Origin of the sequence: Olivibacter ginsenosidimutans, from assembly GCF_039542865.1 — a bacterium.
Classification (GTDB): Bacteria; Bacteroidota; Bacteroidia; order Sphingobacteriales; family Sphingobacteriaceae; genus Olivibacter; species Olivibacter ginsenosidimutans.
Genome location: NZ_BAABIQ010000008.1, coordinates 230,900 through 245,596, shown reverse-complemented (window position 1 = coordinate 245,596; position 14,697 = coordinate 230,900). Strand labels below are relative to the sequence as shown.

Below are 14,697 nucleotides of genomic sequence, written 5' to 3'. Positions count from 1 at the left end.
CGATATTGCAAAAAGCATTTTTTTTATTAGGTTTGGGCGTGGAAGTCATACAGTTATTTAAACGCTATTTTCCTGCTATTCCGACCCCGCAACAGCAAGAAGCCTTCAACACGATTTCCGTTTTTCTAACACGGGCACAGCCAGAGAGCTGTTTTGTGCTGAAGGGCTACGCAGGTACGGGAAAAACGACTATTTTAAGTACCTTGGTTCATATTTTACCGATGCTCCACCAACGTGCTGTTTTGCTGGCACCAACGGGAAGGGCAGCCAAAGTAATGGCCGCTTATTCCGGAAAACCCGCCTCAACCATTCACAAAAAGATTTATAGAAAAAATGTAGCTGGAACACCAGAACTCGCTTTTACACTGTCGGATAACTTACACAAAAATACGCTTTTTATTATAGATGAGGCCTCTATGATTTCAAATGAGCGGGTAGGGTTTGGAGGAAAAAGTTTGTTGGAAGATTTGGTCAATTATGTGATGGCTGGCGATCATTGTCGTTTATTGTTTGTTGGTGATGTGGCGCAATTACCTCCTATTGGTTTGGAAGAGAGTCCGGCCTTAAATAAGGCATATTTGCGAACTCATTTTAATGTTGAGGTAATGACTTACGAGTTAACGGATGTCGTGCGACAAGAAAGTAACTCAGGTATTTTAGTTAATGCTACACGCATTCGTGAACAATTGAGGTTAGACAAGAAACCCTTGGTACAGGTGAAATTTCCAAAATTAGTCGTCAAAGGATTTCCAGATATTTTCCGAATGACGGGAGAACATTTAATGGAAGGTTTACATTATGCCTATGATAAATTTGGCTTGGAAAATACGTTAGTGATTTGTCGGTCGAATAAAAGTGCTAATTTATATAACCAACATATTCGTCATCAAATCTTATATCGCGAAGAAGAATTAACAGGAGGGGATCAAGTCATGGTGGTGCGTAACAATTATTATTGGACTACGGAGGAAGGGCAGGACCAACGCTTTATTGCCAACGGTGATATGGCAGTAGTAAAGCGGGTACGGAATGTACACGAGCAGTATGGTTTTCGCTTTGCCGACGTAACGTTGAGCTTTATCGACCAAATGGACGCAGAACCCCTTTCTTGTCGAATATTATTGGATGTCTTGCATGCAGATGCGCCTCATTTGCCTTTGGCTGATCAAAGACGGTTATTTGAAGCAGTTATGGAAGATTATCAGGATTTACCCACAAAAAGGGCTAGGCTAGAGGCCATAAAAAAAGATGCTTATTATAACGCGTTGCAAATTAAGTTTTCTATGGCAGTGACTTGCCATAAAGCGCAGGGCGGCCAGTGGGATGCCGTATTTGTTGACCAAGGTTTTTTAACGGAAGAAATGCTGACAACAGACTTTTTACGTTGGTTATATACCGCGTGTACAAGGGCTACTCAAGAGCTTTTCCTGGTAAATTTCAATCCTAAGTTTTTTGTTGGCTAATCGTTGCTAACGCAATTACATGTTTGTAAATTAATTTGCAGTTTGCAAGTTGATACATTACCCTTGTAGCAAAGTTCCAAGCGATGAGTTTACTCACATTGTGTTTGTCTTTTAAGGTGTTGGTGAGCTTCCTATGGTCGGTTCTTTGAATACTCTTTTCTTTGCGGAAAAGAAAGTATTATCTATCACACCAGCTCCAATTGCATCGCTTGGACGTGGGCTCCATAAAAAAGTGCTGCTTTTTCATCGAAATTTTCCGGTTTCTCGGTGGTAAAAAATTGAGTTGTTCCATTAGTAGTGCACAGCGCTTCCATTTCTGGATGTCTGTGTAGATAGTCTGCTAAACTTTTGGCGACAATTGGGCCTTGGGACACAACTTGAATATGGGAAGGGATACGTGCTTTGATTAAGGGCAATAGTAAGGGGTAATGGGTACAGGCTAAAATCAGCGTATCAATCGCAGGAGCTCGCGTCAACAGCCGTTGAATAGATTGTTGAACAAAGTATCGCGCTCCTTCCGAATCTATTTCATTATTTTCTACTAGCGGCACCCACATCGGACAAGCTTCCTGGTAAACTTCAATTGTGGGAAAGAATTTATGGATTTCGATGCTGTACGATTGCGAATTTACGGTACCTGATGTGGCTAATATACCGACCTGTTTGCTGACGGTAAATTGATCAATGATTTCTGTTGTTGGCCGAATAACACCCAGTACTCTCCTGAGGTCAGGATACAAGGGTAAATCCCGTTGTTGTATGGTACGTAACGCTTTAGCAGAAGCCGTATTGCAAGCCAATATGACTAAGCGACAGCCTTTATCAAAAAGGTGATGAACACATTCCAACGTGTAGTGATATACGGTTTCGTACGATCGGGTTCCATAGGGTACACGTGCATTGTCGCCCAGATAAATATAATCATACTGTGGCAGGAGTGCTTTTATCTCTTTAAAAACAGTTAATCCACCGAATCCGGAATCAAAAATGCCTATTGGTCCCATACGTTGTTAAGTAAAAACACCGCCAGTTGGCGGATCTATTGATCCGTTTAAAAAACGAACAAAATATCAATATTCAAAAGTAAAAATTAAAAAAATCAGAATGGATATCTCCATCTACTGTTAAATCTCACTAGTTAGTCATCGGTTTTCTTGCCCATTCCAATTCTTCCCAATTTAGATTGTTGAAATTCGGTGAAAACGAGGAGGGGTCGCTAATCGTCATGAGTAATTCAAACTGTTTAGCATAGGGTTTTTTCAATAATGATCCCTTGGGAATATAAGGATAACTATCCAAATAAGTTAAAATCCTATCGGGAGAAATCCTACGATGAATGTATACGCGGTGGATATCATCAGGATGTTTAATTCCTGCTGCTGCCATCAGTTCAGCTGCACTTTTTAAGGTTTGCTTATGGTAATTCGCAACACGTGTTTTTTTGTCTTCTACAACGAGTCCGCGCACTAAATTTGGATCTTGCGTAGCAACCCCTGTTGGACATCTATTGGTGTTGCATTCAAGCGCTTGGATACAGCCCAAGGCCATCATCATCCCACGGGCACTATTACATAAGTCGGCTCCCAAAGCAAAATTTTTGACTAGATCGAAACCGGTGGCAATTTTGCCGGAAGCGATAATCTTAATGTATTGTTTTAAATCAAATCCGGTTAGTGCATCATAAACAAAAGCTAATGCATCTCGCAAAGGCATACCTACATGGTTGGAAAATTCGAGCGGAGCGGCGCCAGTGCCTCCTTCACCACCATCGACGGTGACAAAATCTGGGTAAATTTTTGTTTGGACCATCGCCTTACAAATGGCAATAAACTCACTTCTGTGACCTATACATAGCTTAAAACCAACGGGTTTACCATTAGATAATTCACGTAGCTGTTTAATAAAAGTTAATAACGTTAATGGCGTGTCAAATGCACGATGATAGGGAGGAGATGCGACATCTTGACCTAACTCTACTAAACGAATACGGGCAATCTCTTCCGTTACTTTGGCTGCCGGCAATATACCACCATGCCCCGGTTTTGCTCCTTGCGAAAGTTTAATTTCAATCATTTTCACTTGGGGAAGATTTGCTTTTTTCTGAAAAGATTCCGGGTCAAAGTTTCCGTCTAAGGTACGACAACCAAAATAGCCAGTTCCAATTTGCCAGATGATATCACCGCCACCATTTAAGTGATAATCACTTAAGCCACCTTCACCAGTATTATGGGCAAAATTGCCTATTTTAGCGCCTTGATTTAGAGCAAGAATGGCATTTTTACTTAAAGCTCCATAACTCATAGCCGAGATATTTAATACACTGGCAGAATAAGGTTGGCTGCATGCCGGTCCGCCTATGACAACCCTCGGGTCGTAATTGGCCGCATTGAAGGGTAAGGCATTAATGCTGTGGTTTAGCCATTCATAATCGTTGTCGTATACATTAAGTTGAGTACCAAAAGGTGTGGTGTCTTCTTCTTTCTTGGCCCGTTGGTAAATGACATTACGATGGATTCTACTAAAGGGCCGGCCATCAGTGTCACTTTCAATAAAGTACTGTTGTATCTTCGGTCTTAAGTCTTCCATGATATACCGCAAGCGTCCAAAAAGCGGGAAATTGCGGCGAATAGCACGTTTGGATTGGTAAACGTCAAATAAGCCAAGTAGAAAGAGTGGTAAAAGAAGAATAAGTGACCAGTAAATTGGAGGCCACCAAATGCCGGTCAGTACTACTCCTGCAAACAGTAAAGCGGAAATAACAAAAAAAAGGGTTTTCATAGGTGAACTATTTTATCGCGAATTCGGTATCTTTGTGTGCCCAACAGCAACAAAATTCCAAATTAAAACAAAATATTGAATTAATGAAGCTTTTAATCATTAACGGACCTAATTTAAATTTATTAGGAATAAGGGAGCCTTCTATTTATGGTGATCAAGGGTTTGATCGTTATTTTAATGAGCTGGTTGCACAGTTTCCTACTGTTGAATTGACGTATTTTCAAAGTAATCACGAAGGAGAGCTTATTGATAAGCTACATGAAATGGGGTTTACCTACGATGGGATTATTTTAAACGCGGGGGCATATACGCACACATCACTTGCACTAGCAGATGCTATCGCTTCTATCACAACACCAGTTATTGAAGTGCATATTTCCAACGTGCATGCCCGGGAAGCCTTTAGACACCATTCTTATTTAGCTAAAAACTGCAAAGGGGTTATTGCTGGCCTGGGTTTGGATAGTTATCGTTTGGCGGTTTTACATTTGTTGGGTGTCACTACCCATTCAACTTAATCCAAATTTCATAGATGGGATCACCTTTGGAACTTAATCCGCTATGATGCCATTGACCGTTTTCTACCTTTCCCTCAAAGCTTAACTGCGTACCAACACGTTTATTATCCCTGGAAAAAAATTCAATATTTTCGGTGTATGTATTGTTTGAGAAGGTGTATGTTCCACCACCGGTGCCCGAAAATTCACCGGTTTTGATGTTTATGGCGACCCACTGAAACCTCGTGCCCGAAAGGATTTTTAATGTACGACGATCACCTAAGGGCATGTCATTGAATTTGTCGTCTACTTTTCTACCGCTGATTCGCCAAACACCTACTAGTGGACCTTGGTTGTGATCCAGATTATTCCAAGTTGCCTTTTTCCCAGAAATGGCCGTTACCAATGCTTTTCCCATTGCTATGGTAAACGTACGCTGTTGCTGTACCTCTTTCGGTTGTTCGGCATTAAATTGTATGTCGATTTTAACCTGTTTACCATCAAAGGTATAGGGACCACCCCACGTATTGATAAACTGTTTATGATCGAGATCAAAGGTACTATAGACCAGGTAATGGTCTACCATGACTAACGTATGTTGAATCGTTCCTTCCTGAAAACGCCAAGCACCTTCTATGGAAGGATTTTGCCCATAGATAGGTGTGAAAAAGATGATGGATAAACACCAAAGCGTGAACAATCTTTTCTTGAGTATCATCAGTAGGTTTTTTAAGCGTTAAAGAATACGTATCATCAGCATCTAATAAATCATAAACATTCGAAAAGGATTTTTGGTTTAAATTTTCTGGTTTAACTGAATTTTTTAGGGTTCAATTGGGTGAATTTTTTTCTGCCTAACACAAAATAAGCCCAAATAATACTGGCTTTGTAAACGCCTGTAATATTGGTTTGTTGCTTGATCAATTTTCGTTTCTTCATCGTCTTGCCGAAATTTCTGAAAAAACTGATATGTGCCTTGCTGATTGCCAGTGCATCTTTTCTTTTTCCACTCAGTAGAAAGCGCAAGAGTGCTATAAAATCTAACCAAAAGCGGATAAATATCACGCACACTGCTTTACCAAAAGGCAGATTTTTTTGGAGCATAAATAGATTATTCCTGAAATTAAGGTAGGTTTTAAAAGGATTTTCTTTCTGAAGCGTACCACCTCCAATGTGGTAAACACACGACGCTGCACAATAAACTATTTTATAACCTCTTTGTTTCAAGCGCCAGCATAAATCGATCTCTTCCATATGTGCGAAGAAATCGGGATCGAAACCACCTGCTTCCTCCCAAGCCTTTCTTTTAATAAATAACGCTGCACCACTAGCCCAGAAAATCTCTTTATCGTGCTGGTATTGCTGCTGATCAGTTTCTACCTGGTCTAAAATCCGTCCGGCACAAAATGGATAGCCCAGCCAATCAATATAACCACCAGCAGCACCGGCATGCTCAAATATATGCCTTTGTTGGTAAGCTAAGATTTTGGGTTGTGCTGCAGCAATTGTTGGTTCGCTTTCCATTACTTGTATAATAGGCTCAATCCACCGGCTGCTCACTTCAACATCTGAATTTAACAGCACAAAATAATCTGCTTTTACCTGTTGAAGCGTCCGGTTATAGCCTTCGGCGAAACCGTAATTCACTTTATGCTCAATGAGCGTTACCTGTGGAAAATGTGTTCGGATGAAGGCAACAGAAGTGTCTGTAGAAGCATTGTCCCCAACGATGATCGTGATGTTTGGATAGGTGCTTGCACAAACTAAAGGAAGGAATTGCTCTAAGTAAGCCCTACCATTCCAATTTAATATCACAACAGCTACTTGTTTGTTCATGAGGCGGGCTTGTGTTTCCATCGGCGATGAGACCATAACCAAAGTTCGGGTTTGGCATTAATGTGCTGTTCTAAAATTTTATGATAGGTTAACGTGATTTCGAGTTTCTCTGTAAGCTGTGGTTTTTCAAATAAGGTGCTGAATGTACAGCTATAATAACCACGCTTTATACGGTCAATATGACAATACACTACGGGAAATCCAGTGCTTCTTGCAATCTTTTCCATTCCTAAAAAAACCAAGGTCGGCTGTCCCATAAAGGGTATAAAACAATCCGCTTCTGATCTTACGGGCGTCTGATCGGATAAAAACATACTAATATGCGGTTCGTTTTTATGCGTTAATATTTGTCGTATAGTCTGTCGCATTGGAATCATTTTGGCATGAAATCGGGATCGTATGGTGTTATATATTTTTTCAAAACCTTTATTGTTTAGTGGTTTATAAATGATAAGCACCGGATTTTCTGTCATGAGTGATAAACGATGAATACCTAATTCCCAATTACCATAATGTGCGGTAGTGCCAATGACTGGACTCCCTTGGTTAAAATGGCGTTGAACTTCATCTTCATTGGTTAATACGATGCGTTTTTTTACCTCCTTTGCGCTAATACTTCTCATTTTGATGGTTTCGACCAGCATATCGGTTAAAAAGACATAAAATTTTTTGGCTATTTTCTTTTTCTCGGCTATGGTTTTTTCAGGAAAAGCGATATCGAGATTGGAGTAAACCACTTTTTTTCGATAGCCAATGAGGTAATATAGCACCAAAAACATGAGGTCGCTAATGGCATACAATACCCAAAAAGGGAGCAATGAAGCTAACAGAATCAGGAACGAGAGGATGCGATTACCTATGCTTAACTTCATACGCGCAAACTTAGATAAAATGCCCCTTATATACAACGTTCCTTTTCCAATACCCAAGCGTTTGGCAGAAGACAGTCAACGTTCTCCTCACTCCATCCACATACGATCTATTTACCTGCATTCCGTATGACCTAAGCCCTAAAGGAAAAATGGAAATACGGAGGAAAGGAGAAGGACAATAAAAGGATAGGTGGATATGACGTGGATAAAAGGTGGACTTGACGTGGATTTCACGTGGATTTGAACGCTGGAATTTAGAGGGAAATATGGGAAATTATTCAGGTTGCTGCTCTTCGTAACACAGCTGAAGGAGATTAATATCATTGATTACAAAGGTAGCAAAAAATATGTCTTTTTAATACCATCGCGCTGATTATTTAAACGTATGGTAAAAATAAGACAGAAAACGTATTTTTGCAGCTGATTTTTTTGATAGCATCGAATACGCGTGTAATGGAACAACATAAATTATTTTCCTGTTTTTATTTGCCGCCAATCCAAGCGGTGGCGGAAATGTTAAGTGCTCCAGGTACTGAGGTGCTTATAGAGAAATTTGAACATTTTCCAAAACAAACGTACAGAACCAGAGCTAGCATTTATTCACCAAACGGTATCTTGGATTTGATTATCCCAGTGAAGAAGGGATCACGTGTGCATACGGTTATGAAAGATGTACGCATCAGTTATGAAAGCGATTGGCAGCGGTTACACTGGATGAGCATACAAACTTCTTATCGGCGCTCGGCCTATTTTGAGTTTTATGAAGACGACTTTGCTCCATTCTATCATAAAAAATACGATTTCTTGTTTGATTTCAATATTGCTTTATTAGAGCAATGTTTCCAACTACTTAAGGTGAAGAAAACCTTCAGTTTTACGTCGTCTTATGTAGAAGATTACACCGATCGCATAGATTTCCGGAATAAAATACATCCGAAACACGCCACTGATTTTACTGCAACACCTTATTTTCAGGTTTTTGAACCCAAACATGGGTTTCTTCCCAATTTAAGTATCATAGACTTATTGTTTAATCAAGGTCCTAATAGTTTGCGCTTTTTGTAAAACCTAAACATTTTATAGTAGTGCTTGTTTATACAAAACATGTTGTTTTTTATGAACAAAAGCCTATTCTTAGTCGCTATAGGTATCAGCTTATGGATGAGTGGTCTTGCGCAACAGCAACGGTTTCGGTTGTTGGCAAAGGATAGTACACAAACAAAGGTTAGAAAGTATACGGATACTATTCATAATAGTAAAGTCTACATTGTGAGCGGAAGCTTAGGTTATGGGATTCCTATTGGCAGTGTACGGGACGTGCTGACTGCTCGTTTAGCCAGCAGCTGGGGGATGGATATTTCCTTGCCTAATCGGCACTATGTGCTTTACCCGTCTATTGATTATTGGACTTTTGGTTATAATCAGAAAAATAAAAACGATGAGTCAGCTTATCTGATAGAAAATGGTAGAGCCAATTATTACAATGTGAATCTATCTATCGGTACCCGGAGGCAATTTCAGAAGTTGAACACCTATATTACGATAGGACCATCGGTAGGCATTTTTTTTGAACCACGAGCAGATATCCTGCCCGGTAACATTTTGCGCAATGATTACGATGGGCGATTGATGGGAGGAGCAAAGCTGAATGCCGGTGCAGACTATAAACTAAAAGGCTTTTTTATATATACCGATTTTGGATTGATGCATGCTTTTGCAAAGATTCAAGATAAGCCCTTGACTATTTTTTCTTTTTACATTGGACTAAAAACAGACATCACGCAAATGGCAGATCAAGTGGTAACTGTTTTTGAAAAGAAAAATAAAAAATAACCCTTAACTGATTAAGAGTTCCATCTTTTCGCATATCTTATTTAAATCATTGGTGATTTTATTAATAAAAGAAAGCTGTTCGGTTAATAATCGAGCGTCTTCATTTTCATCGGGAAGTCCCTCAGGCATTGTTGCAGGCGTTTTGACATCTAGTTCGTTAAACGTTTGGTCTTGCGCTTCAGATTTAAATTGTAAAATAGTTTGCGCCAATTGTTTTAATGATTTACGTATGATTTTGACATGTTCCGTTGTTAACGAAGCCCGATCCATGTTTACCACTACGTTGACCAAAGCCACAGAATAAGAAGAAAGGATATGGTTATAGATTAAAAATCTATTGAGATCTTTAACGTTTTTTTGTTTACTCTTGGGCTCAGTAATCATCCGTTGAAATATCGAGGTCATATTAGCCATGTTGACATATACGTCTTTTCGAACGAGTTTATAATCTGTTTGGCTAACGGGGGAACCCACGATATATTCTAGTGCTTTAGCTAGGTAATTGTAATTCGCAATAAGTAATTTACGCATACCAGACTGCACATTTTCACTTTCCCAACTCGGAAAAATGATATAGCTTGATGAAAAGGCTAGCAAACTTCCCGTAATGGTATCCACGATCCGCTCTTTCAAAATCGCTAGGGTGCCTACTCCCAAGAAACTATATAACAATAGAAGGTATGGTGTCAAAAACATTACTCCGAGAATGTAATTTATCCGAATAAAGCTGTAAGCCAAAACCATAAATACCATTAAGCAAATGAATTTTACGATCTCTTGGTCTACCACCAAGAGAATACCAACACCCGCTAAACCACCAATAATTGTCCCCGCCATACGTTGGTAATTTCGCTGTTTCGTTAAGCTCCAACCAGGTTTGAGAATAACCAAAATGGTCATTAATATCCAATAGCTGTGATTGCCAAAGAAAAAGAAACGAGTAATCAAATAGGCAATTAACATCACGATAACCATGCGCAGGGCATGCCTAAAGGTAGAGGAGCGCAAGGTTAGATTGTCTTTCAATATTTTGGGATTGAAGGACTGATGAGAAAGAAATTTAGTAAGGTCTGTCTCATCGTTTTTAAAATCGGTTCTGTTTGTATTGAAATATTGATAGATGTTATGTAACTTATTCGTCAAATCCCGGATATTAACCAGTATTTTTTTTAAAACCATGGTGTTCTTTCCTTTCGCATCCGCTTGATCTATCGCTGTTTTAATATGCTCAAGGTCTGTTTTAAAATCGTAAAGCGCTTTGGGTCTGCTATTGGCATAAATATGATACGCTATATTGTCCATTTCATTGGCCATTCTGTTTATCGTTAACCGAATTGCTCTTAATACATCCGTTTCTTCGAAATTTTTACGGATGGCTTGATAATCATGGTGGGTAGCCATGCTCTTCTCAAAAATATCCACCATATCCGTAAAAATGATCACTAACAAGCGACCAAGTTTTGTAGAATCTTTTACAATTGCTTTACTTTTAAAAAGTAATTCCCGAACAATATCCTGATGTTGATGGATGGTTACCTGTTGGTCAATGAGCTTCTGGTAATTTTTGTCGCTATCAACCTTGGGGTCGTAAAAATTTGCTTTTAATCGGAGATATTCAGCCGTATTTTCGATTGATTCCGCTAAGGCTTGCTGAGGGAGTCTAAAAGGTCTGAATTGGGTAAGTATAAGACTTAGTGCCATGTACCATGCGCCACCTAAGGTTGTATAAAAGGCATGCAAAAGAGAACTATTGGTTGTCATCCTCAAGTCATCCATATTTAAAATCATAATCAGCAAGGTAGCAGTGCCCAAAGAGGCCGCACGTGTACCGTATACCGCGATCATACACATGGAAAAACTTAATGAGGATAATAAGACAATGGTACTGATGACAGTTGGATTAGCCGTTTTGGTGAGGAAGGATACTAAAAATGACATCCCCACTAACACGGCCATGGCATTTCTTCTGTCCTTTGTCGGCCCAGGTGTGTCGACAATGCTGGTGATTACTGCACCCAATGATACGGCTATTCCGGTGTGGATATCCCCTAAATAGGAGAAAATAAGAGCTGGTACTAGCGCGCCAAAAGCGATTCTTAATCCATCGGCAAAATATTGACTATAAAAAAATGTTTTAATCTCTTGTGTTTGCTTCACTGGAAAAATCAGAATTAATACGAACCGATATGATTCAATTGACTATTGAAAAAATTACGTAGCCTAGAATATACCCGTCCATCACATTAAGCGTTCCCTACTCTTGATTCGACTTGGATGCACTATGATATCTACCAGTAGTTTATCCGATAGTCATTAAAATAATAGCTGACATACAAGTTAAGTATTATTTTAATCATCAAAGGTTTCATCCGACAAATTAAAACAAAAATGAACAGGAAAGCGTATTTAAAAGTACGTTAAAATCCTTGTACGAAGATACAAATAATTACATGGACTTGTTTAACAACTGTCAAACACACTTTCAACTTTTCTTTGTTTATGTTTAATAGCAGTAGGCAAAAAACACTACCTTACTGCAAATCACTTGTTGGTTATGTTAATCAGATGAGTTTAGTGTGAATTGTCAAAAATTATTAAGAAAAAGAACTTTTTTGTAATGTTTAATAATAACTGTGCAATCTTTTTAGGATTATTTGTATTTTGTGCCGATTTGTTAAAAAAACAGTAAATCATGAAGCCGCCAATGGTGTTACAATATAAGCTTATTGGTAGGTAAGACCTTATTAAAAACAATTTGTATACATATGAAATTAAGTCAGAAAGAAGCTATTTACGAGAATGAGGTACTTACGCGTTTTGAGTTATATAATAGCCTTTTTTTAACATTACCATTTTATCAGGTTAAACATACCGGAACTTTATTACCCTTTTTTTCCACTCATATCGAGAAAGGGGTGGCCGATCGTTTAGATCCAGAAGAAATTATCGAAAGTTTTTTTGGACAATACGAGCAGTATATCCATAAATCGGATCGATTTGATTTACTTTTTCGCATTATACAATATATTGAACGACAAGTTGTTCTTTTTGATGCGATTGAGGATTCGGCCTTTGCTAAAACAGGTAAAGCGGATGATGCAGGATCATTGGAAGAACTATTTAAGCGCGCTGAAAATAACGGCGTATTACGTGAAAAGATTATCCAACGCTTAAAAGAGGTTTCCCTACGGTTGGTCTTAACGGCACATCCTACCCAGTTTTACCCGGGTGAAGTCTTAGGAATCATCACCGATTTGACCCTTGCGTTGAAAAATAATGATATTAACGATATTCATCTGTTGCTGCAACAATTAGGGAAAACTCCATTTTTACAGAAAAACAAACCTACACCAGTAGATGAGGCTAGAAGCTTAGCTTGGTTTCTGGAACATGTGTTTTACCCCGTGGTTTCCGATATACAACGTATCGTAGACAATGATTTTGATATTTTACCGGAAGAGGAAAAGCAAGTTGTAGAATTGGGGTTTTGGCCAGGAGGCGACCGGGATGGGAACCCTAATGTGACTGTGGAAAGCACAAAGGAAGTCGCTTCCATGTTGCGTACGATCTTGTTTAGGTGTTATTATCGTGATTTTCGGGTTATTAAACGCCGAATCACCTTCAAGGGTGTTGAGAAATATATGGCGATCTTACAGGATTTATTCTATGAGAATAGTTTTAATCCAATCGAGCATCCACAGAATGTTAAGGACACCATTATATTTAATTTAAATGAGGTTAAACGGGTTTTGACCGACTACCATGATGGTTTATTTGTGAACCTTATTGAAGATCTGTTAAGAAAAATTAAGCTGTTCGGAACGTATTTCGCCACCCTGGATATCCGTCAGGATAGTAGCATTCTTCGAAAAACCTATCATTATCTGATTAATCGATTTACGGAAACTAAGGTGGCTGGAGACTTCAAAACCTTAAGTGAAGAGGGTAAAATCGCTGCAGTGCGTTTTGAAGAACTGGATTTAGCTGCAGAAGGTATTGATGATGCCTTGATTGAGGATACACTAGATACCATCGCTTACATACAGCAAATGCAGCAATCTGGCGGCGAAAAGGCCTGTCACCGTTTTATTATCAGTAACTGTCAACAAGCCTCGGATATTTTGTGTTTAATGGAGCTTTTTCTTTGGAAAGGCTGGAAGAAAAATACGCTTGCTATTGATTTTGTTCCTTTGTTCGAAACGGTCGACGATTTGAAACGGGCGGCGACGGTTATGGAATTATTATATAATAATCCGGCCTATCAGCAACATCTAAAATATCGCGGTAATAAGCAAACCATCATGTTAGGATTTTCGGATAGCACAAAGGATGGTGGTTATTTGATGGCGAACTGGTCAATTTATAAAGCGAAAATAGAATTAACTGCAATGGCGCGGAAATACGATATCGATTTGACGTTTTTTGATGGTAGAGGAGGCCCCCCTGCCCGAGGAGGTGGAAAAACGCAACGATTTTATGCTTCCATGGGTGAAGAAATCGCTAATGATCATATTCAATTGACCATTCAAGGCCAGACAATCAGTAGTCAATATGGCTCTTTTGATACGGCACATTATAACATGGAACAATTGCTTAATGCCGGAATGACATCTGGAATTGAACAAAAATCTGGTGACACGCTATCAGCAGAGAAGAAAGCTTTGATTGATCGGATGGCAGAAGCGAGCTATAATAAATTTATGGAATTGAGGCGCCATCCTTTATTTATGACTTATTTAGAAGAACTTAGTCCGCTTAAATTCTTGTCATCGTTGAATATTAGCAGTCGACCCGTAAAACGAAACTCCAATGCAAAGTTAAAACTAGAGGATTTACGAGCCATTAGTTTTGTGACGGCTTGGAGTCAATTGAAACAAAGCGTGCCGGGGTGTTATGGGGTGGGAACAGCATTGAAAACCATAGATGATGCCGGTGAATGGGGAAAAGTGGAAGAGCTTTATCGTACTTCGGGCATGTTTAAGACGATAATTGATAATAGCGTGATGTCGATGACCAAATCTAATTTCAACATTACCGCTTATTTAAAGGATGATAAAACGTTTGGTGCATTTTGGAATACCTTACGAGAAGAATTTGAGTTAACCAAGGCTTATTTTCTTAAATTGACGGGCACAAAATTCTTGATGGAAAGGTATCCTGTTGAGCGAAAATCTATTGCTATCCGGGAAAAGATCGTGCTTCCCCTGGTTATCATTCAACATTATGCGGTTAAAAAAATGCATGATTTAGATACCCATGATCCGAACTATGAAATTTATAGTAAATTGTTGACGCGTACTGTTTACGGTATTGTGAATGCCGGTAGAAACTTAGTATAAGTTTGGGAAAAGGTTGCTTGGATTGCATCAGGATTTTGCAATTTAATTGATAAAAGAAAAATTTTGTGGTAGGTTTGTA

The 14,697-nt window shown here is 39.0% G+C and carries 11 protein-coding genes; 5 read left to right on the top strand and 6 right to left on the bottom strand.

What is annotated here, in order from left to right; genetic code table 11:
* The first annotated feature begins 38 nt into the window (after positions 1–38).
* Complete coding sequence (locus tag ABD930_RS08315; protein WP_425571117.1) at positions 39–1,463, top strand: ATP-dependent DNA helicase; 1,425 nt, start codon at positions 39–41, stop codon at positions 1,461–1,463.
* A gap of 185 nt (positions 1,464–1,648) precedes the next feature.
* Here the strand turns inward: ABD930_RS08315 and murI are convergent, their stop codons facing one another.
* Entirely contained in the window at positions 1,649–2,467 is an 819-nt protein-coding gene (gene murI, locus ABD930_RS08310) for a glutamate racemase (RefSeq protein WP_345231253.1), read from the bottom strand.
* Positions 2,468–2,597: 130 nt separating this feature from the next.
* Positions 2,598–4,241 (bottom strand): FMN-binding glutamate synthase family protein, encoded by a 1,644-nt coding sequence (locus ABD930_RS08305; protein ID WP_345231252.1) that lies wholly within the window; start codon positions 4,239–4,241, stop codon positions 2,598–2,600.
* A gap of 83 nt (positions 4,242–4,324) precedes the next feature.
* Here ABD930_RS08305 and aroQ point away from each other — a divergent pair, with 83 nt between their 5' ends.
* Complete coding sequence (gene aroQ / locus ABD930_RS08300) at positions 4,325–4,759, top strand: type II 3-dehydroquinate dehydratase (RefSeq protein WP_345231251.1); 435 nt, start codon at positions 4,325–4,327, stop codon at positions 4,757–4,759.
* Here aroQ and ABD930_RS08295 read toward each other — a convergent pair.
* The 3 genes from ABD930_RS08295 to ABD930_RS08285 form a co-directional block, all read right to left on the bottom strand.
* Positions 4,743–5,456 (bottom strand): hypothetical protein, encoded by a 714-nt coding sequence (locus tag ABD930_RS08295; protein ID WP_345231250.1) that lies wholly within the window; start codon positions 5,454–5,456, stop codon positions 4,743–4,745. The genes aroQ and ABD930_RS08295 overlap by 17 nt on opposite strands.
* A gap of 92 nt (positions 5,457–5,548) precedes the next feature.
* Positions 5,549–6,574 carry a glycosyltransferase family 2 protein gene (locus ABD930_RS08290; RefSeq protein ID WP_345231249.1) on the bottom strand — a complete coding sequence of 342 codons (1,026 nt, stop codon included), beginning with the start codon at positions 6,572–6,574 and terminating at the stop codon, positions 5,549–5,551.
* Entirely contained in the window at positions 6,571–7,446 is an 876-nt protein-coding gene (locus tag ABD930_RS08285) for a lysophospholipid acyltransferase family protein (RefSeq protein ID WP_345231248.1), read from the bottom strand. Before ABD930_RS08285 ends, ABD930_RS08290 begins: the two co-directional genes overlap by 4 nt.
* Positions 7,447–7,899: 453 nt before the next feature.
* Between ABD930_RS08285 and ABD930_RS08280 the strand changes: the two genes are divergently transcribed.
* Both ABD930_RS08280 and ABD930_RS08275 read left to right on the top strand, forming a co-directional pair.
* Positions 7,900–8,511, top strand: coding sequence for a WbqC family protein (locus ABD930_RS08280; RefSeq protein WP_345231247.1), 612 nt, complete (start codon positions 7,900–7,902; stop codon positions 8,509–8,511).
* Between the two features lie 51 nt (positions 8,512–8,562).
* Positions 8,563–9,279, top strand: coding sequence for a hypothetical protein (locus tag ABD930_RS08275; RefSeq protein WP_345231246.1), 717 nt, complete (start codon positions 8,563–8,565; stop codon positions 9,277–9,279).
* A gap of 3 nt (positions 9,280–9,282) precedes the next feature.
* Here the strand turns inward: ABD930_RS08275 and ABD930_RS08270 are convergent, their stop codons facing one another.
* Entirely contained in the window at positions 9,283–11,436 is a 2,154-nt protein-coding gene (locus ABD930_RS08270; RefSeq protein ID WP_345231245.1) for an FUSC family protein, read from the bottom strand.
* Positions 11,437–12,044: 608 nt separating this feature from the next.
* Between ABD930_RS08270 and ABD930_RS08265 the strand changes: the two genes are divergently transcribed.
* Positions 12,045–14,618: a phosphoenolpyruvate carboxylase gene (locus tag ABD930_RS08265; protein WP_345231244.1), complete on the top strand. Its 2,574-nt coding sequence runs from the start codon at positions 12,045–12,047 to the stop codon at positions 14,616–14,618.
* The last annotated feature ends 79 nt before the right edge of the window (positions 14,619–14,697 follow it).